Consider the following 18,156-nt stretch of genomic DNA (forward strand, 5'->3'; position numbering starts at 1 on the left):
GGTGGCAGCCATGTACCGCGCCGTGACCCGCCACATCGAAGTGACCGTCGAGCCGAACTTTGTTCCGGAGCAGTCGTCGGCCGACCGTTCCCGCTATTTCTGGTCCTACACCATCGTCATCACCAATTCAGGCGAGGAGACCGTGCAGCTCAAGACGCGGCACTGGATCATCACCGATGCCTCCGGGCGCCAGCAGGAGGTGAAGGGCGAGGGCGTGGTCGGCGAGCAGCCGATCCTGGCCCCGGGCGAGCGCTTCGAATACACCTCGGGCGTCCCGCTCTCGACCGCCTCCGGCTTCATGACCGGCCGCTACCAGATGGTCAGCGAAAGCGGCGAACGCTTCGAGATCGACGTGCCGGCGTTTTCGCTGGACAGCCCGGACAGCAAGCGGGTGTTGAACTAAGGGGCCGGTCTCGCAGGTGCCGCAGGGTGGGCAAAGCAACTTGTCCGCCGTAGCTCGAAGAGCGAAGGCGTGCCCACGTATCGTTCGCAACCGAGAGAGCTCGTGGGCACAGCGCAAATGCGCCTTTGCCCACCCTAGGAGAGCTCGCTACGCGTCTTCCACGCCCGCTTCGTGCGGGGTGAACTGATACACCGAGCTGCAGAACTCGCAGGTCACGACCACCTTGTCGTCCTTGACCATCGCAGCACGATCATCCGGCGAGAAGCTCTGGAGCATCGAGGCGACCGCATCGCGCGAGCAGGAGCACTGCGCCTTGAGAACCATCGGATTGAACACGCGCACGCCGCGCTCGTGGAACAGGCGGAACAGCAGTCGCTCGCCGGAGAGCTCGGGATCGATCAGCTCGACGTCCTCGACGGTCTCGATCAGCGAGCGTGCCTCGACCCAGGCATCGTCCTCGGCGACGGCATGCACCTCGATGCCGTCAGGAGCATCGCCGGGATGCAGATCAGCCTGCCGCGCGCGCTCCGGCGCCTTCGGCAGAAACTGCATCAGCATGCCGCCGGCGCGCCAGCGATGCTTGCCGCCGTCGGCGGAGCGCCACTCCTCGCCGACCGCGAGGCGCACGCGCGTCGGGATCTGCTCGGAGCGCAGGAAATATTCGTGGGCGGCGTCTTCCAGGGTGCCGCCGTCGAGCGCGACCAGACCCTGGTAGCGGCTCATGTCGGGGCCCTGATCGATGGTCATGGCGAGATGACCGCGGCCGAGCAGCGCACCGGAATCCATGCCAGATTTCTGGGCTTCCCCAAGGCGCGCGGCATCGAAGCGCGCATAGGCGCGCAGGCGATCCGGCGCCTGATAGTCCACCACCAGGAACGACACCGGACCGTCGGTCTGAGCCTGCAGGATGAAGCGGCCCTCGAATTTCAGCGCCGAGCCGAGCAGCGTGGTCAGCACGATGGCCTCGCCCAGCAGCTTGCCCACGGGCGCGGGATAATCGTGCTTGGTGAGAATGTCGTCGAGCGCCGGGCCTAGCCGCACAAGGCGGCCGCGTACGTCGAGCGCATCGACCTCGTAGGGCAGCACGGCGTCATCGATCGGAATCGAAGATGGCGCGCGAACCGGACCTTCGGGCCCGGTTTTCATGTCAGGGGATTGGGAAACCATGGCGCATATCTGGGGTCGGTCGATGCAAATTGAAAGAGGCATGCCCGCATTCCTCACGGAACGACGGCTCGCGTAGCCCGGATGGAGCGCAGCGTAATCCGGGAGATCTTTCCGCGCGTTGAGAACCCGGATTTTGCTGCGCTCCATCCGAGCTACAAGAAGCTACTTCACCGCGTCGAAGCACCAGGCCAGAATGCCCTTCTGCGCGTGCAGGCGGTTCTCGGCCTCGTCGAACACGACCGATTGCGGGCCGTCGATCACCTCATCGGTGACCTCCTCGCCGCGATGGGCGGGCAGGCAGTGCATGAACAGCGCATCCGGCTTGGCCAGCGACATCAGCTTGCCATTGACCTGATAGGGCTTGAGCACGTTGTGGCGATGCTCGCCTTCCTTGTCGCCCATCGACACCCAGGTGTCGGTGACGACGCAGTCGGCGCCCTTCACGGCGGCCTCGGGATCGGTGCCGAGCATGATCGGCGCGCCCGTCGACTTGATGAAGTCGCGCATCGCCTTTTTCGGCGCGAGCTCCGGGGGCGTCGCGACATTGAGCTGGAACTTGAAGCGTTCGGCGGCGTGCGCCCAGGACGCCAGCACATTGTTGTCGTCGCCGGTCCAGGCCACCGTCTTGCCCTCGATCGGGCCGCGATGCTCCTCATAGGTCATGAGGTCGGCCATCACCTGGCAGGGATGCGAGCGCCGCGTCAGGCCGTTGATGACGGGCACGGTGGCGTTGGCCGCAAGCTCCAGCAGCGCATCGTGATTGAGGATGCGGATCATGATGGCGTCGACATAGCGCGACAGCACGCGCGCGGTGTCGGCGATGGTCTCGCCGCGGCCGAGCTGCATCTCGGCGCCGGTGAGCATGATGGGCTCGCCGCCGAGCTGGCGCATGGCGACGTCGAACGACACCCGCGTCCGCGTCGAAGGGCGCTCGAAGATCATCGCCAGCGTCTTGCCTTCGAGCGGCCGCACCGGCTGCTGCGCCTTCTGCTTGGCCTTCATGGCGCTCGACGCCGCGAGCATGCGCTTGAGCTCCGACAGCGGGAGCTCGTTGATGTCGAGGAAGTGCTTCGGGGACTTGCTCATCAGCTTGCCCGCTTGGTCTGGCCGGCCGCCAATGCGGTGCAGGCACGCTCGAGCCTGATGACGCTGTCCTCGATCTCGGCTTCGGTGACGATCAGGGGCGGCAGGAAGCGCACGACATTATCGCCGGCGCCGACGGTCAGCAGCTTCTCGTCGCGCAAGGCGGCCACCAGATCGCCCGAGGGCACGACGGCCTTGATGCCGATCAGGAGGCCCTCGCCGCGCACTTCGCTGACGATGTCGGGGTGACGATCGATCACGGAGGCGAGCTTCTGCTTGAGCAGCAGCGACATCTTCTGCACGTGGTCGAAGAAGCCGGGCTTGAGCATGACGTCGAGCACGGCGTTGGCCGCGGAGATCGCCAGCGGATTGCCGCCGAAGGTCGAGCCGTGAGAGCCCGGCCCCATACCGGCCGCCGCATCCGCGGTCGCCAGCACCGCGCCGATCGGGAAGCCGCCGCCGAGCGCCTTGGCCAGCGACATCACATCAGGCGTGACGCCGGTACGCCGATAGGCGAACAGATCGCCGCTGCGGCCCATGCCGGTCTGCACCTCGTCGAAGGCGAGCAGCAGGCCCTTCTCGTCGCAAAGCTGGCGCAACGCCTTGAGGAAATTGGGAGGTGCCGAGCGCACGCCGCCCTCGCCCTGGATCGGCTCGATCAGGATGCCGGCGGTGTTGGGGCCGATCGCCTTCTTGACGGCTTCGAGGTCGCCATGCGGCACCTGGTCGAAGCCGTCCATCGGCGGTCCAAAGCCTTCGAGATATTTTGCAGAGCCGGTCGCAGCCAAGGTTGCCAGCGTGCGGCCGTGGAACGCGCCTTCGAAGGTGATGATGCGGTAACGTTCCGGATGGCCCTTGGAGAAGTGATGATGGCGGACCAGCTTGATCACGCCCTCCAGCGCTTCGGCGCCGGAATTGCAGAAGAACACGAAGTCCGCAAAGCTCTCGTTGCACAGGCGCGCGGCGAGCTTCTCGCCGTCCGGGCTCTGGAACAGGTTCGACATGTGCCACAGCTTCGTCGCCTGCTCCTGCAACGCCTTGACCAGCGCGGGATGGGCGTGGCCGAGCGCGTTTACAGCAACGCCCGAGGTGAAATCGAGATAGCGATCGCCATTGGTCGCGATCAGCCAGCAGCCTTCGCCGCGCTCAAAACCGAGGTTGGCCCTGGCGAAAACGGGGAGCAAATGCGGCGCTACGCTGTTAGTCATGACGGTCACTTGATGTTGCGGACGGTGTGAGGCGTGCATTGCGCAACGCACCATTGACCGGCCCGGAAAACGAAACGTGCCGCCTTTTAAGGGCGGCACGCGGGACTATCTTAGGCCTGGTGAAACGGGTGTCAATGCCGCCCGAAAGCCTCGGGAAACGCAGATTCCGTAGTCTTGCGGTGGCGATTTTGCGGGTTTTACACCACGGAACATGTGGAAGCGAGTCGGCGGACTCTTGCGCGTGAGTCACGCCATATTGTAGCGTTTGGGCTGTCAGATACGACATCTCGTGCAACAGTTCTGATCCCAAGAGTCCTCATGTACCGGCGTAAACGTTCGGGCGCGAGTAGCGCGCCCGGCGAGCCTTAAGGGATTCTGACGGCACGGGTTTTTGAGGCTTAGGCATTCGCCGCACGGACCGCCAGGATGGCAGAAGCGCAGCGAGGGAAAGGGTGCAATGACGGTTTTGACCTGGTCCGACGATCGCGTCGAGCAGCTGAAAAAGCTCTGGGAGGCCGGATTGTCGGCCAGCCAGATCGCAGCAGAGCTCGGCAATGTGACCCGCAATGCCGTGATCGGCAAAGTGCACAGGCTCGGCCTGTCCGGCCGCGCCAAGAGCCCTTCGTCGGCCGCGCCGCGGCCGCGCAAGGCACGCCCGGCGCAGCACATGATGCGGGTGACCCGCCCCATTGCGCGCGGCAATACCGCACTGGCGCAGGCCTTCGAGGTCGAGGTCGAGGCCGAACCGGTCACCTATGACAACGTGGTGCCGATGAGCCAGCGGCTGTCGCTGCTCGAGCTTAACGAGGCGACTTGCCACTGGCCGGTCGGCGATCCCTCGAGCCCGGATTTCTTCTTCTGCGGCGGCAAGGCGCTGTCCGGCCTGCCCTACTGCGCCCAGCATTCGCGCGTGGCGTATCAGCCGGCAGCGGATCGCCGGCGCGCACCGGCGAAGCCGGGCCCGCGGTAAACACGGTCTCAGGCATCGAGACGAAAAAGCGCGCCAGCTGGCGCGCTTTTTGTTGGATTACGGAAGCAGGTCCTACGTCTGCTCAGCCTTCGCAAAGCGGTCATCCAGCGCGTAGCCGGCGCCGCGGACGGTGCGGATCGGGTCCTGCTCGCGACCGAGATTGAGCAGCTTGCGCAGGCGGCCGATATGGACGTCGACGGTGCGCTCGTCGATATAGATGTCGCGGCCCCAGACGCTGTCGAGCAGCTGCTCGCGCGAGAACACGCGGCCGGGATGCTCCAGGAAGAACTCCAGAAGCCGATATTCGGTCGGGCCGAGATCGATCGGGCGGCCCGAGCGCGCCACGCGGCGCTTGTCGCGGTCGAGCTCGATGTCGCCATAGGCCAGCACTGTGGCGAGCCGCTCGGGGCTGGCGCGCCGCAAGAGGCCCTTCACGCGCGCCAAGAGCTCCGGCACCGAGAACGGCTTGACGATGTAGTCGTCGGCGCCGGTCGCAAGGCCGCGCACCCGCTCGCTCTCCTCGCCGCGCGCGGTGAGCATGATGATCGGCAGCTGCTTGGTCTCGGGCCGGGTGCGCAGGCGCCGGCACAGTTCGATGCCCGAGAGGCCCGGCAGCATCCAGTCGAGCACGATCAGGTCGGGAATGTGCTCCTTGAGGCGGGTGTCGGCGTCGTCGCCGCGCATCACCGTCTCGACGTCATAGCCGTCGCCTTCGAGGTTGTAACGCAGAAGCTCGGTGAGAGCTTCCTCGTCCTCAACCACCATAATGCGTGCGCCCATGGTGTCGTCGCTCCTTAGGTCTTCAGCTATTCAAGTCTTCAGGTATTCGGAACCGTCGTGGCGAAAGTCGTCATGTCGCCCTTCGGCCGCTTGTCGGTGATCGCCTGGCCCTCGATCATGTAGAACACGGTCTCGGCGATGTTGGTGGCGTGGTCGCCGATCCGCTCGATGTTCTTGGCGCAGAACATCAAATGGATGCAGAACGAGATGTTGCGCGGATCCTCCATCATGTAGGTGAGGAGCTCGCGGAACAGCGAGGTGCAGATCGCGTCGACTTCCTCGTCGCCCTTCCACACCGCCATCGCCGCCGGCAGATCGTGCGCGGCATAGGCATCCAGCACCGACTTGACCTGCTGCTGCACGAGGTCGGTCATGTGCTCGAGGCCGCGGAACAGCTTGAGCGGATGGAAGTCGGTCTCCAGCGCCGCGACGCGCTTGCCCATGTTCTTGGCGAGATCGCCGATGCGCTCGAGGTCGGTCGCAACGCGCATGGCGCCGACGATCTCGCGCAGATCCACCGCCATCGGCTGGCGGCGGGCGATGGTGAGCACGGCGCGCTCCTCGATGCGCTTCTGCAGTGCGTCGAGATCGGCGTCGATGGTGACGACGCGCTGGCCGAGCGCGACGTCGCGGCGGATCAGCGCACCGACGGAATCGACGATCATGCGCTCGGCGATTCCGCCCATCTCGGCGACCAGGCGGGTGAGCTCCTGGAGGTCGGTGTCGAAAGCCTTTGCGGTATGTTCAGAACCCATGTTGCGTCTCCTCAGCCGAACCGGCCGGTAATGTAATCCTGCGTACGCCGATCGCTCGGCGACGTGAAGATCTTGCTGGTGTCGTCGAACTCGATCAGCTCGCCGAGATACATGAAGGCGGTCTTGTCGGAGACGCGCGCCGCCTGCTGCATGTTGTGGGTGACGATCGCGATCGTGTAGTTCTCGGACAATTCCTGGATCAGCTCCTCGACCTTGGCGGTCGAGATCGGATCGAGCGCCGAGCAGGGCTCGTCGAACAGGATCACTTCAGGCCGCACCGCGACGGTGCGGGCGATGCAGAGGCGCTGCTGCTGGCCGCCGGACAGCGACAGGCCGGAGGCGTTGAGCTTGTCCTTGACCTCGTTCCACAGCGCGCCGCCGCGCAGCGCCTTCTCGACCCGGTCGTCCATCTCGGACTTCGAGATTTTCTCGTAGAGGCGGATGCCGAAGGCGATGTTCTCGTAGATCGTCATCGGGAACGGCGTCGGCTTCTGGAACACCATGCCGACCCGGGCACGCAGCAGGTTGAGGTCGAGCTTGGGGTCGAGGATGTTGGTGTGGTCGAGCAACAGCTGGCCGGTGGCGCGCTGTCCCGGATAGAGGTCGTACATCCGGTTGAAGATGCGCAGCAGCGTGGACTTGCCGCAGCCCGACGGGCCGATGAAGGCCGTGACGCGATTGGCGCCGAGGGCCAGATTGATGTTCTTCAGCGCGTGGTGCTCACCGTAGTAGAAATTCAGGTTGCGCGCGGTGACCTTGGCTGGCGCCTCGGGCAGCGGCTGCGAGCCGGGGTGAACGCTCGGCGCGCTGACGGAAACAGAGATTTCACTCATTTTGCAGTCCTCTCGGCGCCGATGATGCGGGCGCCAATGTTCAGGGCAAGCACGGTCAGGGTGATCAGCAGGGCGCCGCTCCAGGCGAGCTGCTTCCAATAGGCGTAGGGGCTCTGCACGAAGTTGTTGATGGTGACCGGAAGGTTCGCCATCGTCTTGTCAAGGCCGAGACTGAAGAACTGGTTCGACAGCGCGGTGAACAGCAACGGCGCCGTCTCGCCGGCGACGCGCGCCGTGGCCAGCAGCACGCCGGTGATGAGGCCGGAGCGCGCCGCGCGATAGGCGATCCGCTTGATCACCAGCGAGCGCGGCAGGCCGAGCGCGCTGGCGGCTTCACGCAGCGGGTTCGGCACCAGCAGCAGCATGTCCTCGGTGGTGCGCACCACGACCGGGATGACGATCACGGCAAGGGCCAGCGCGCCTGCAATGGCCGAGAAGCCGCGCATCGGCACCACCACCGCGCCGTAGATGAACAGGCCGATGATGATCGAGGGCGCCGAGAGCAGGATGTCGTTGATGAAGCGGATCACCGAGGTCAGCTTGTCGTTGCGGCCGTACTCGGCGAGATAGGTGCCGGCGAACAGGCCGAGCGGCGCGCCGATGCCGACGCCGAGCACGGTCATGATGATCGAGCCGACGATGGCGTTGCGCAGGCCGCCCTCGGTCGAGCCGGGCGGAGGCGTGTCCGCGGTGAAGAGCTGAACGTTCAGGCCCGCCACGCCGTTGTAGAGCAGCGTGATCAGGATCAGCGCGAGCCAGGTTACGCCGAAGGCGGCAGCCGCGAAGCAAAGGCCGCGGATGATGAAATCCTTGCGGCGGCGGCGTGAATAGATCGGATTCATGGCGCTAGTTCCCCGCCTTCTTTTCCAGCCGCATCAGCATCAGCCGCGCCGCCGCGAGCACGAAGAACGTCAGCACGAACAGCAAGAGGCCGAGCAGGATCAGGCCGGACTGATGCAGGCCGTCGCTCTCGGCGAATTCGGAGGCGATCGCCGCCGAGATCGTGGTGCCCGGGGCGAAGATCGACGACGAGATGCGAAACGAGTTGCCGATGATGAAGGTCACCGCCATGGTCTCGCCGAGCGCGCGGCCCAGCGCCAGCATGACGCCGCCGATGACGCCGACGCGGGTGTAGGGGATCACCACGCTGCGGACGACTTCCCAGGTGGTGCAGCCGACGCCGTAGGCGGCTTCCTTGAGGACCGGCGGCACCGTCTTGAACACGTCGACCGAAATCGAGGTGATGAAGGGCAGCACCATGATGGCGAGGATCAGCGCGGCGTTGAACAGGCTGAGATAGGACGGGGGACCTGCGAAGATCGCGCCCAGCACGGGGACGCCGTCGAAGATCCTGATCATGAAGGGCTGGAAGGTGTTGGCCAGAAACGGCCCCAGCACGAAGAAGCCCCACATGCCGTAGATGATCGACGGGATTCCGGCGAGCAGCTCGATCGCCATGCCGATCGGGCGGCGCAGCCATTGCGGGCAGAGCTCGGTGAGGAAGATGGCGATGCCGAGGCCGACGGGAATGGCGATCAGCATCGCGATGAAGGAGGTGACCAGCGTGCCGTACATCGGCCCGAGCGCACCGAGCACCGGCGGATCGGCGGACGGCGCCCAGCGCTGCGTCCACAGGAAGGAGAGGCCGTATTCCTTGATCGCCGGGAACGCGCCGACGATCAGCGAGATGATGATGCCGCCGAGAATGAGCAGCACCGAGATCGCGGACAGCCGCGTGATCCAGTAGAAGGTGACGTCGCCGAGCTTGAACGCGCTCAAGGCCTTGGCGCGGTCATACGGTCCGGCGTCGTCGATTACATCGCTCTGAACGGCCATTTCTGCCACGCCGATCCCCTGTACCAAAGACTACACTTTTTTGTTGGTCTTGTGCCCCGGATGCGGTGCAGCGCGTAGCGGTGCGCCGCCGATCCGGGGCCTAGCGTTTGTGGGTCCCGGCTCTGCGCAGCAACGTTTCACGTTGCAGCGCGTCGGGACACGAGAGGAGAGCGCTTAGCTCTTGATCTCGGCAGCCCAGGTCTTCTCGATCAGCTGGACGACGCTGTCCGGCATCGGGATGTAGTCGAGCTCTTCAGCCGCCTTGCCGCCGTTCTTGAAGGCCCAGCGGAAGAACTTGATGGCTTCCTGCGAGGCCGCCTTGTCGGTCGCGGACTTGTGCATGAGGATGAAGGTCGCCGCGGTGATCGGCCACGACTTCTCGCCGGGCTGGTCGGTCAGGATGACGTAATAGCCGGGCGCCTTGGCCCAGTCGGCGTTGGAGGCGGCCGCCTGGAAGGCTTCGACGGTGGGCTGCACCGGCTTGCCGGCCTTGTTGACGAGACCGGTGTAGGTCAGCTTGTTCTGCTTGGCATAGGCGTACTCGACATAGCCGATCGAGTTCTTGGTCTGGCTGATGTTGCCCGACACGCCTTCATTGCCCTTGGCGCCGACGCCGACCGGCCACTCGACCGCGGTGCCCTCGCCGACCTTGCTCTTCCAGTCCGCGCTGGCCTTGGAGAGATAGTTGGTGAAGTTGAAGGTGGTGCCCGAACCGTCCGAGCGGCGGACCACGGTGATGGCGTCCGAGGGCAGCTTCGCGCTCGGATTGAGCTTCTTGATCGCAGCGTCGTCCCATTTGGTGATCTTGCCGAGATAGATGTTGGCCAGCGTCTCGCCGTCGAACACCAGCTCGCCCGGCTTCACACCCTCGAGGTTGACCACGGGAACGATGGCGCCCATCACCATCGGCCACTGCACGAGGCCGTCCTTCTCGAGCTGCTCGGCCTTGAGCGGGGCATCGCTGGCGCCGAAGGTCACGGTCTTGGCCTGGATCTGCTTGATGCCGCCGCCGGAACCGATCGACTGGTAGTTCAGGCCATTGCCGGTCTCTTTCTTGTAGGCGTCAGCCCACTTCGAATAGATCGGGAACGGGAACGTCGCACCGGCACCCGTGATGTCGGCGGCAAGCGCCACCGTCGTCGATGCGGCGACCAAGCCGGCAGCGACGATCGTTCTGAGGAAATTCATGCTGGTCTCCATTGGGGGGAGCGAAGCGCCATCCGCGCCCGATCGCGCTCCCCGCGCCGCCCCCTTTAGGAGCGGTCGGCTGTGCTTTTACGAAGGTATCGTGACAGTCGGATGACACCAGCAAGCTATTGAAATTGCTCGCGTTTCAGGTCGATGCGGGAGTCTTGATCTGGGGAAAACAGGCGGTGAAAGTGGCGCCCTGCTTGGGCACGCTTTCGATCAAAAGCCGGCCGCGATGGCGGTTAAGGATATGTTTCACCAGCGATAATCCGAGCCCGGTTCCACCCTGCAAGCGGCTGTCGCCCACGTCCACGCGGTAGAACCGCTCGGTCAGCCGCGGCAGGTGCTCGGGCGCGATGCCGGGGCCGAAATCGCGCACCGTGATCCGGATTTCCTGAGTTCCGTCAGTGGCCGCGGCGGAGGTCAGCGACACGATGACGCGTCCGCCGGAGGCGCCGTATTTGAGCGCGTTCTCGATCAAATTCTCGAACAGGCGGAGCAGCTCCTCGCGGTCGCCCGCGATCATCACCGGCCCATCCGGGAGATGAATCTCGACCTCGACCTGGCGCTCGCGCGCCAGCGGCTCGAGCCCGTCGGCCACCTGGCGGATGATCGGCAAGAGATCGACCAGGGTGTCGGGGCGGACATGGGCCGACAGCTCGACCCGCGACAGCGACAACAGATCGTCGATCAGGCGCGCCATGCGGGTGGCCTGGTTGTGCATGATGCCGAGGAAGCGCTCGCGCGCCTTTGGATCGTCCTTGGCCTGGCCCTGCAGCGTGTCGATGAAGCCCGACAGCGCGGCCAGCGGCGTGCGCAGCTCGTGGCTGGCATTGGCGACGAAGTCGGCGCGCATCTCCTCGACCCGGCGCAGCGGCGTCTGGTCGTGGAAGGTCATCAGCATGCATTTGTCGGTGCCGCCGAAGCTGGTCGGCACCGGCACCGGCGTGATCGTCAGCTCCAACCAGCGATCGACCGGGACGTGGTCGAGATAGGTCGCGCGCCGCGGCTCGGAGGTCGCGATCGCCTCGCGCAGCGCCGTGATGATCTCCGGCGAGCGCAGCGCGAACTGGGCGAGCTCGTTCCGGCGCAGCGCCGGCGCGAGCTGGGCGGCGGCGGCATTGAGGTGGATGACGCGGCCGGCACGGTCGAGCAGCACCGCCGGATCCGGCATGCCGGCGACGACCGCGGCCACCGCCGCGCTCTCGACCGGGTTGATGCGCCTGACGTCGTCGCGGGACGCGGCGGGATCATGCAGGCGCCACGGGATCAGCGCAGCGGCGGCGATGCACAGGAACACGATCGCGGCGTGCAGCGCCGACAATTCGCCGAGCGAGACGATGACGGACAGCGCAAGCGCCGCGGCGATCAGGATGATCGTCGAGTGCCGCAGCCGGTCGGACCAGGGCTGGTTGGAGGGAGAAGATGGGGCGTCGATCGCCATCGGGGCGGACTTCTCCTAAAGGGCCTGTCGTGGACTCTGGTCCTAAGATTTGGCGCCGTCGCTACGCTCTCTCACGTAAGCGGCTTCACGCGCCGGACCGGGGTCGAGCTTGAGCGCCGCCTGCTGCAGGCGCTTCGATCGTGCGCCGATGATAACTTCGCGAAACGTCAGCAAGATTACAGAGATGACGAAGGGCGAGAGATAATAGAGGACGCGGAACAGCAGCATGCCGCCGAGCAGCTCCTCGCGGTCCATCTGCCAGAGGCCGACCAGCATGGCGGCGTCGAACACGCCGAGCCCGCCGGGGGAATGGCTGGCGAAGCCGAGCAGGGTGGCCGAGACGAAGATCACCGCGACGACCACAAAGCCGAGATTGGGCTCGTCCGGGACCAGCACGTACATTGCGAGCGCGCAGAAGCCGAGATCGATGATGCCGATCGCGATCTGCAGCAGCGTCAGCGGGCCGCCCGGCAGCACCACGGTCCAGGGCCCTCGGCCGACCACGCGCGGCTGGGTCCAGACCCAGACCACGTAGCCGACCAGCCCCGCGATGATCGCCAGCGCCAGCGTCCGGTTCAGCCATGGCGGCAGCTGATCGATCGAGGCGGCGGCCTCGGGATGATAGGAGATGCCGAGGCCGAGCACGGCGGCATTGCCGAGCCAGAAGGTCAGGCCGGCGAGGAAGCAGATCTTGGCGACGTCGATTGCGTTCAGCCCGTAGGCCGAATAGATGCGATATCGCACCGCGCCGCCGGTGAAGACGGACGCGCCGACATTGTGGCCGATGGAATAGCTGGTGAAGGCCGCAAGCGCGTTGATGCGATAGGGCACATGGGCGTGGCCGATCGCGCGCACGGCGAACAGATCGTAGAAGGTCAGCGTGAAATAGCCCGCGGCGACGAACAGCGCCGCCATCGCAATCTGGCTCGGCTCGGTGCTCTTGATCGCTTCGAGGACCTCGTTGAAATCGATGCCGCGCAGCATGTGGTAGAGCACATAGCAAGCGATGCCGATGACCGCGACGCTGATCACAACGCCAAGCTTATGCAGGATTTGCTTCTCGCGCAGAAACGATATCGCCCTGCGTATGGCTTCCAGCATCTAGACCTCGAACAACGCTTCAGCGGCCAGAACGGCCGGCGGACAGGACGGCGCACAGGCACACGACGACCCCTCGCCGCCGGCTCCGGCATCGCGCATGCCCCCCGCCCCTCCACTAGCGCGTTTTCGGGCGGAGTGGAATTCGCCAATTCGAACAAAAACACGTGCCTTCAATATTTTAGGCAGGGTTATGTGCTCCTGATGCACGGTTTGGCGCCTTCGGCGGCAAGGCTTGACGCGAATCTCCCTGGCAATCCTGCGCAGGCGCCGTGAAGTTTTGATGATTTCGGCCGCACATTGTTCCGTCACCGCCTTAAGCCGAAATCAATCTATGGACGGCGCCCCCCTGTTGAAAGAGGGGGCAATCCCGGCTTCGTTCACGGGTTGTCCGATGCGCCGGAAGGTCGCGGCCTCCCGTGCCCAGCCTCAAGGCGCGGTCAAATAGCCGCGGCCATAGGCTGCGGCCTGATCCTCGAAGATCGCCATGGCCGTGGTCATCCGCCTGAAGCCCAGGCGTTCGTAAAACCCCTCCTTGCCCGGCACGGCATAGAGGATGATCTTGCGATGGCCGCGGCAATGCGCAAGCAGACGCTCGATGATGTCGCGGCCGAGACCCCGCCCCTGACAGTCCCGGTGCACGGCGATATCACAGAGATAGGCGCAGTCGCGGCCGTCGGCCAGCACGCGCCCTGCGGCCACGAGGCGGCCACCCTCCCTGGCGAAGGCGCGAAACATGCTGTTGCCGAACACCAGCGCAAGATCGCCCGGCTTCTTGTTGCCGAGCGGGGCAATGCGATAGAGCTCGGAGAGCTCGTCCCAGTCGATCCCGGCGAGGTCGTCAGCCCAGACAATCGACATCGCGTCCTCCGTCAGGCCGCAAGCTGGGGACGTACTGCCTCGATGCCGGCGATCCAGCCGGCAATTGAGCGGCCAATCGCGTCGGGGTAATCCTCCTGGAGGTAGTGCCGGCCGGGCCCGAGGCGGACGAGCGCGCAGTGCTGCAGCGAGGCTGCGAACGTCTCGGCAAATCTTGAAGCGACGACGGCTCCCGGCTCGCCTGCGAACAGCAGCTTCGGATATGTGGACGCTTTCAGCGACGCATGCGCCGATTGCAGCGCCTGAGCAACATCGGCGGGCTCGCCGGCGATCGGCAATTCCCGAGGGAACGCAAGAACGGGACGGCGGCTCTCCGGCGTCGGAAACGGCGTGCGGTACGGCGCCATCTCCTCTTCGCTCAATGTGCGCATGATGCCGCCGGGCAGCACGCGTTCGACGAAGGCGTTGGCCTCCAGGATCATGGCCTCGCCCTCGCCCGGCGTCCTGAATTTGCGGAACGTCTCGCGCGCGGCATCGACCTGGTGGAAATCCTGCCAGGTCGGCATCGGCCGGATGAACTCCATGAAGGCGAGGCCGCGCACGAAGGCCGGCCGGCGCGCGGCGAGATGAAATGCGAGCGCCGTGCCCCAATCCTGCGCAACGAGATAGGCCGAGGCGATGCCGAGCTCCTCGATCAGCGCGTCGAGATAACGAACGTGGTCGAAAAAGCGGTAGGCGATATCGGGCTTGCCGGACTGGCCGAAGCCGATCAGGTCGGGCGCGATGCAACGCGCCACGGGGGACACCAACGGCAGGATGTTTCGCCAGATATGCGACGATGTCGGATTGCCGTGAAGGAAGAGCGCGACCGGCGCGTCCTTCGGGCCCGTCTCACGATATGCCATCGTGCTCCCCAGCACGGCGACGGAGCGGATCTGGATCTCGGCTTGCTGGCTCATGTCGACTCCTTGAAGACAGTTTTGAAGGCGATGGTCTTGAAACGCTCGAGCGCCTGGGGCGTGCGGTCGACTTTCATGCGCAGGATCGCGCCCTGCCAGGAGGCGAGCAGGAAGTCGGCAAGCTCCTCAGGCTCGAATTCGGAATCGATCTCGCCGCTGCGCTGCGCCTCGCTGATGCAGGCCGCGAAGGGCAGGCGCCACTCGGCAAATATCTCGGAAAGACGGGTGCGCAGCATCTCGCTGCTGCCGGCCGCCTCGAGGCTGAGATCGCCGATCAGGCAGCCGCGGCCATAACCGTCGGCCTCGAGCCGTCCGGTGATGATGTCGAGATAGCGCTTGAGCCGCGCCCGCGGCGTCAGCGAGGCGTCATCCAGAGCCTCCGCCACCAATCCCTTCGTGATCTCGAAATAGCGATCCAGCACCTCCGAGGCGAACGCCTCCTTGGAGCGAAAATGATTGGTGAAGGAGCCCTGCGGGGCACCCGCCGCTGCGGTGACATCACGCACGCTGGTGCCGTGATAGCCGGTCCGGAACATGACCTTGAGGCCGGCGTCGAGGATGGCGTCTTTGAGCGAAGGCTTGGGCATGACGAAATAATACGTACGTACGTATTCTTGTCAAGCGCGGTCTTTCGCGTGCTTCGTGGCGTGCCGATCGGAGGGCGAACCTGGGGCGGCGGTTAGCCGGCCCGCATGCTGCGCGCCACCACGCGGTCGCGCAGCCAGGCGCCGATGGTGCAGCCGACGAGGTAGCAGGCGAACATGATCAGGCCGAGGTCGAGCCAATAGCCGAAGCGGCCGGGGACGACATGAGCGAGCGAGGCCGCGACCAGGGCCGCGGCGAGCGCGGCGAGCCAGCGCGCGGTCACCTTCGATGTGCCGTTGCCGCGCTGGACCACCGAGATCCAGCCCATGCAGAAGCCGAGCAGCACCGAGCCGATCAGCCAACCCAGATGGAACGAGACGAGATAGGGCATCGTCACCTCACCAGAAATTCGATGCGGCGGTTCTGCGCCTTGTCGTCGTCGGTGTCGTTGCCGGCAACGGGTTGCGTGCTGCCATGGCCGACCGCGGTGAAGCGGCTGGCGGGCAGGCCGGCCTTGACCAGATAGTCGATCACCGCCTGCGCGCGCTTTTCCGAGAGAGCCCGGTTGAAGCCGTCCTCGCCATCCGCATCGGTGTGTCCGGCGACCTCGACATTCGTCGTGGGGCAGCGCAGCGCCGTCTCGATCAGATGATCGAGGATGGCGGCGGAATCCGGATCGATGTCGGCACGCTTGGGCGCGAAGCGGATCTTGCCCTTGGCCAGCAGGTCCGTGAACAATTGCTGGCACACGGTGCCGTCGACCGGCCCTGCCGCGGGCTTCACGGTGATCTCCGGCTTGTATTGCCAGTTCTTCGGGAAGTCCTTGCCGAGGCCTGCGCGGATGTCGTTGGCGGCCCCCTCGTAGAGCGCATCGCCCGACAGCTTCACCTCGCGATCGGACACGACGAGCGTGCCGGTCGACAGTCGTGACAGCGCGCCGAGCGCTGCGACCACGGCGGTGTTGAACGAGCCGGGCGCGCCGAGGCTGGCCTTGAGATTGTCGACGACCTTTTCGGTGAAGAATTTTCGCGCGGCGCTGGTCGCGATCGCCGCGTGGATGGTGTTGTCGGGGACGTAGCCGGTCAACGTCACGGTTGCGGCGACCGGGTCCTTGTAGGCCTGGAAGATATAGGGCGGCGCCTTGACGTCGTTGGCGGCGACAGAGAAGCCCTCGGGCAGGTTCTTCAGCGCGGCTGCGATCGCTTCACGGCCGCCGAGCTCGCGCGCCATGCCCGACAGATTGACCTTGGTGTCGGTGATCGTGATCTTGCCGTCCTTGAGCTTGCCGATCTGGTCCAATAGCAGCATCGCGGCCGCTTCGAAGCGCGGCGGCGCGCCGCGCGCCAGGCCCATCTGGTCGGCCACCTCGGCGCCGCCGACCTCCTTGCGGGCCGCCTCGGTCAGCCGGCCCTTGATCGCCGGCAGGGGCGCGGAGCCCGACAGCGTCACCCGCACCACGTCGCGCTCGGCGTTCCAGACGAACGGCTGGGCCTCGGGAACAAGGCGGGTCCGGTCGTCGACCAGGCGCACGCCGGGGACGGTTTCGACCGCCGTCACGGCATCGCGGCGCCCCTCCTCGGAGAAGGCGTCGGCGACCAGGCTGACGTCGCGACCGTCGACCGCGATCCGGGTCTTGTCCAGAACGGTCCCTTTCAGCGCGGCCGAGCTGCGGGCCGAGAGGTCGGCTTCGACCGGTAAGGTATTATTCCAGGCCGCAAATCCCCACATGACGGCCAGGGGAATCAACCCCGGCCACCATTTGCTGGCCCACCTGAAAAGCTTCTGCATTCGACGACCCGAACTCTGGAAACGGAGACAAAACAAACCCTTGGCAGGCTGTCAAACCGGAAATGGCGACCTGCCGGGGGCACGGGTCGGACAATCGGAATAACTTTTTCTTCAAGGGTTCTTCCGTAAGTTGAAAGCGGAATGCCAGAGTCCGCCAGCCGGTCATGAAACAACTGCGTAACAACGTCATCCGCGCCGGGCTGGGAGCACTTTACTTCAGCGGGGCGCACCACCTCTTGCGCCCGCTTTTGTCGGGCGTCGGCGCTATTTTCATGCTGCACCACGTGCGGCCGGCCAGCGAGGCCGCGTTCCAGCCGAACCGGCATCTCGAGGTCACCCCCGAATTCCTGCGCGCGACGCTGTGCCATTTGCGCTCCCGCGACATCGACATCGTCACCATGGACGAGCTGCATGAGCGGCTGGTGCAGGGCCGGTTCGACCGCCGCTTCGCCGCCTTCACCTTCGACGACGGCTATCGCGACAATCTGGACCATGCGCTGCCCGTGCTGCGCGAATTCAACGCACCGCTGACGGTCTATGTCGCGAGCGATTTTGCCGAAGGGACCGGACGGCTGTGGTGGGAGGCGCTGGAGGCCGTGATCGCCAAGGCCGAGCAGATCGACGTCAAGATCGGCCATTCCGCGCTGCGGCTCGATGCGACGACGCCCGCGGCCAAGCAGGCCGCGTACGACCGCCTGCACGACTGGCTGCGCGCGCTGCCGGGCGAGCATGACCTCAAGCGAGAGATCGAGGCGCTCTGCACGGCATACGGCGTCGACATGGCCGCGCTGTGCCGCAGCCTCTGCCTGTCCTGGACCGAGCTGAAGACATTTGCAGCCGATCCGCTGGTCACGATCGGCGCGCATAGCGTCAGCCATTGCAATCTCGCCAAGCAGGCGGAAGACATCGCCGCACAGGAGCTGGCCACCAGCCGCGCGCGGATCGAAGAGGCGCTCGAGCGCCCCGTGCTGCATCTCGCTTATCCCTATGGCGACCGCGAAGCCGCAGGCACGCGCGAATTCGGCCTGGCCGCGACGGCCGGCTTCAAGACCGCGGTGACGACGCGGCCCGGCATGCTGTTCGCCGAAAATGCCGGCCAGATGACGGCGCTGCCGCGCGTCTCGCTCAACGGCAACTACCAGGACGCTCGCATCCTGCCGGTGCTGACCTCGGGCGCCGCGACCGCGATGTGGAACGGCTTCCGCCGGATCGCGGCGGCGTAGGCGCGCTCCAATCCCCC

General features: G+C 65.6%; 19 protein-coding genes. 3 read left to right on the forward strand and 16 right to left on the reverse strand.

The window, feature by feature from the left end:
- The first annotated feature begins 10 nt into the window (after positions 1 to 10).
- Positions 11 to 403, forward strand: a complete 393-nt coding sequence (gene apaG, locus XH83_RS33720; RefSeq protein ID WP_028138966.1) for a Co2+/Mg2+ efflux protein ApaG — start codon at positions 11 to 13, stop codon at positions 401 to 403.
- 147 nt (positions 404 to 550) lie between these two features.
- Here apaG and XH83_RS33725 read toward each other — a convergent pair whose 3' ends face one another.
- From XH83_RS33725 to XH83_RS33735, 3 genes are all read right to left on the reverse strand, one after another.
- The gene (locus tag XH83_RS33725) at positions 551 to 1,570 is read right to left on the reverse strand and encodes an Hsp33 family molecular chaperone (protein ID WP_194404869.1); all 1,020 of its coding nucleotides are present in this window, start codon (positions 1,568 to 1,570) and stop codon (positions 551 to 553) included.
- A gap of 162 nt (positions 1,571 to 1,732) precedes the next feature.
- Complete coding sequence (gene argF / locus XH83_RS33730; protein WP_194404870.1) at positions 1,733 to 2,656, reverse strand: ornithine carbamoyltransferase; 924 nt, start codon at positions 2,654 to 2,656, stop codon at positions 1,733 to 1,735.
- Positions 2,656 to 3,861, reverse strand: coding sequence for an aspartate aminotransferase family protein (locus tag XH83_RS33735; RefSeq protein WP_194404871.1), 1,206 nt, complete (start codon positions 3,859 to 3,861; stop codon positions 2,656 to 2,658). The genes argF and XH83_RS33735 overlap by 1 nt, the downstream gene beginning before the upstream one ends.
- A gap of 457 nt (positions 3,862 to 4,318) precedes the next feature.
- On the opposite strand from XH83_RS33735, the gene XH83_RS33740 reads away from it, so the two are divergent.
- Complete coding sequence (locus tag XH83_RS33740; RefSeq protein ID WP_014491301.1) at positions 4,319 to 4,831, forward strand: GcrA family cell cycle regulator; 513 nt, start codon at positions 4,319 to 4,321, stop codon at positions 4,829 to 4,831.
- A gap of 72 nt (positions 4,832 to 4,903) precedes the next feature.
- Here the strand turns inward: XH83_RS33740 and phoB are convergent, their stop codons facing one another.
- The 13 genes from phoB to XH83_RS33805 form a co-directional block, all read right to left on the reverse strand.
- Entirely contained in the window at positions 4,904 to 5,611 is a 708-nt protein-coding gene (gene phoB / locus XH83_RS33745; RefSeq protein ID WP_008143479.1) for a phosphate regulon transcriptional regulator PhoB, read from the reverse strand.
- Positions 5,612 to 5,649: 38 nt separating this feature from the next.
- On the reverse strand, positions 5,650 to 6,366 hold the full coding sequence (phoU, locus tag XH83_RS33750; protein ID WP_194404872.1) for a phosphate signaling complex protein PhoU: 717 nt from the start codon (positions 6,364 to 6,366) through the stop codon (positions 5,650 to 5,652).
- A gap of 11 nt (positions 6,367 to 6,377) precedes the next feature.
- Complete coding sequence (pstB, locus tag XH83_RS33755) at positions 6,378 to 7,199, reverse strand: phosphate ABC transporter ATP-binding protein PstB (protein ID WP_194404873.1); 822 nt, start codon at positions 7,197 to 7,199, stop codon at positions 6,378 to 6,380.
- Positions 7,196 to 8,041, reverse strand: coding sequence for a phosphate ABC transporter permease PstA (gene pstA / locus XH83_RS33760; RefSeq protein ID WP_194404874.1), 846 nt, complete (start codon positions 8,039 to 8,041; stop codon positions 7,196 to 7,198). The genes pstB and pstA overlap by 4 nt, the downstream gene beginning before the upstream one ends.
- Positions 8,042 to 8,045: 4 nt before the next feature.
- The gene (pstC, locus tag XH83_RS33765) at positions 8,046 to 9,035 is read right to left on the reverse strand and encodes a phosphate ABC transporter permease subunit PstC (protein WP_194408488.1); all 990 of its coding nucleotides are present in this window, start codon (positions 9,033 to 9,035) and stop codon (positions 8,046 to 8,048) included.
- Positions 9,036 to 9,209: 174 nt separating this feature from the next.
- On the reverse strand, positions 9,210 to 10,223 hold the full coding sequence (gene pstS / locus XH83_RS33770) for a phosphate ABC transporter substrate-binding protein PstS (protein ID WP_194404875.1): 1,014 nt from the start codon (positions 10,221 to 10,223) through the stop codon (positions 9,210 to 9,212).
- Between the two features lie 145 nt (positions 10,224 to 10,368).
- Entirely contained in the window at positions 10,369 to 11,667 is a 1,299-nt protein-coding gene (locus XH83_RS33775; protein ID WP_194404876.1) for an ATP-binding protein, read from the reverse strand.
- 42 nt (positions 11,668 to 11,709) lie between these two features.
- A complete protein-coding gene (locus tag XH83_RS33780; RefSeq protein ID WP_194404877.1) occupies positions 11,710 to 12,768 on the reverse strand; it encodes a lysylphosphatidylglycerol synthase domain-containing protein in 1,059 nt (352 codons plus the stop codon).
- 426 nt (positions 12,769 to 13,194) lie between these two features.
- The gene (locus XH83_RS33785) at positions 13,195 to 13,626 is read right to left on the reverse strand and encodes a GNAT family N-acetyltransferase (protein WP_194404878.1); all 432 of its coding nucleotides are present in this window, start codon (positions 13,624 to 13,626) and stop codon (positions 13,195 to 13,197) included.
- Positions 13,627 to 13,637: 11 nt separating this feature from the next.
- On the reverse strand, positions 13,638 to 14,543 hold the full coding sequence (locus XH83_RS33790) for a haloalkane dehalogenase (RefSeq protein ID WP_194404879.1): 906 nt from the start codon (positions 14,541 to 14,543) through the stop codon (positions 13,638 to 13,640).
- Positions 14,540 to 15,130 carry a TetR/AcrR family transcriptional regulator gene (locus XH83_RS33795; protein ID WP_194404880.1) on the reverse strand — a complete coding sequence of 197 codons (591 nt, stop codon included), beginning with the start codon at positions 15,128 to 15,130 and terminating at the stop codon, positions 14,540 to 14,542. The genes XH83_RS33790 and XH83_RS33795 overlap by 4 nt, the downstream gene beginning before the upstream one ends.
- Positions 15,131 to 15,222: 92 nt before the next feature.
- Entirely contained in the window at positions 15,223 to 15,519 is a 297-nt protein-coding gene (locus tag XH83_RS33800; RefSeq protein ID WP_194404881.1) for a hypothetical protein, read from the reverse strand.
- Positions 15,520 to 15,521: 2 nt separating this feature from the next.
- Complete coding sequence (locus tag XH83_RS33805; RefSeq protein WP_194404882.1) at positions 15,522 to 16,916, reverse strand: OmpA family protein; 1,395 nt, start codon at positions 16,914 to 16,916, stop codon at positions 15,522 to 15,524.
- 164 nt (positions 16,917 to 17,080) lie between these two features.
- Here XH83_RS33805 and XH83_RS33810 point away from each other — a divergent pair, with 164 nt between their 5' ends.
- Complete coding sequence (locus XH83_RS33810; protein WP_194404883.1) at positions 17,081 to 18,139, forward strand: polysaccharide deacetylase family protein; 1,059 nt, start codon at positions 17,081 to 17,083, stop codon at positions 18,137 to 18,139.
- The last annotated feature ends 17 nt before the right edge of the window (positions 18,140 to 18,156 follow it).

This window comes from Bradyrhizobium sp. CCBAU 53351 (assembly GCF_015291745.1).
Lineage (GTDB): Bacteria > Pseudomonadota > Alphaproteobacteria > Rhizobiales > Xanthobacteraceae > Bradyrhizobium.

Coding starts and splice junctions, on each gene's coding strand:
- apaG (WP_028138966.1), top strand. CDS start 11: ATGTACCGCGCCGTGACCCGCCACATCGAAGTGACCGTCGAGCCGAAC.
- XH83_RS33725 (WP_194404869.1), bottom strand. CDS start 1,570: ATGGTTTCCCAATCCCCTGACATGAAAACCGGGCCCGAAGGTCCGGTT.
- argF (WP_194404870.1), bottom strand. CDS start 2,656: ATGAGCAAGTCCCCGAAGCACTTCCTCGACATCAACGAGCTCCCGCTG.
- XH83_RS33735 (WP_194404871.1), bottom strand. CDS start 3,861: ATGACTAACAGCGTAGCGCCGCATTTGCTCCCCGTTTTCGCCAGGGCC.
- XH83_RS33740 (WP_014491301.1), top strand. CDS start 4,319: ATGACGGTTTTGACCTGGTCCGACGATCGCGTCGAGCAGCTGAAAAAG.
- phoB (WP_008143479.1), bottom strand. CDS start 5,611: ATGGGCGCACGCATTATGGTGGTTGAGGACGAGGAAGCTCTCACCGAG.
- phoU (WP_194404872.1), bottom strand. CDS start 6,366: ATGGGTTCTGAACATACCGCAAAGGCTTTCGACACCGACCTCCAGGAG.
- pstB (WP_194404873.1), bottom strand. CDS start 7,199: ATGAGTGAAATCTCTGTTTCCGTCAGCGCGCCGAGCGTTCACCCCGGC.
- pstA (WP_194404874.1), bottom strand. CDS start 8,041: ATGAATCCGATCTATTCACGCCGCCGCCGCAAGGATTTCATCATCCGC.
- pstC (WP_194408488.1), bottom strand. CDS start 9,035: ATGGCCGTTCAGAGCGATGTAATCGACGACGCCGGACCGTATGACCGC.
- pstS (WP_194404875.1), bottom strand. CDS start 10,223: ATGAATTTCCTCAGAACGATCGTCGCTGCCGGCTTGGTCGCCGCATCG.
- XH83_RS33775 (WP_194404876.1), bottom strand. CDS start 11,667: ATGGCGATCGACGCCCCATCTTCTCCCTCCAACCAGCCCTGGTCCGAC.
- XH83_RS33780 (WP_194404877.1), bottom strand. CDS start 12,768: ATGCTGGAAGCCATACGCAGGGCGATATCGTTTCTGCGCGAGAAGCAA.
- XH83_RS33785 (WP_194404878.1), bottom strand. CDS start 13,626: ATGTCGATTGTCTGGGCTGACGACCTCGCCGGGATCGACTGGGACGAG.
- XH83_RS33790 (WP_194404879.1), bottom strand. CDS start 14,543: ATGAGCCAGCAAGCCGAGATCCAGATCCGCTCCGTCGCCGTGCTGGGG.
- XH83_RS33795 (WP_194404880.1), bottom strand. CDS start 15,130: ATGCCCAAGCCTTCGCTCAAAGACGCCATCCTCGACGCCGGCCTCAAG.
- XH83_RS33800 (WP_194404881.1), bottom strand. CDS start 15,519: ATGCCCTATCTCGTCTCGTTCCATCTGGGTTGGCTGATCGGCTCGGTG.
- XH83_RS33805 (WP_194404882.1), bottom strand. CDS start 16,916: ATGCAGAAGCTTTTCAGGTGGGCCAGCAAATGGTGGCCGGGGTTGATT.
- XH83_RS33810 (WP_194404883.1), top strand. CDS start 17,081: ATGAAACAACTGCGTAACAACGTCATCCGCGCCGGGCTGGGAGCACTT.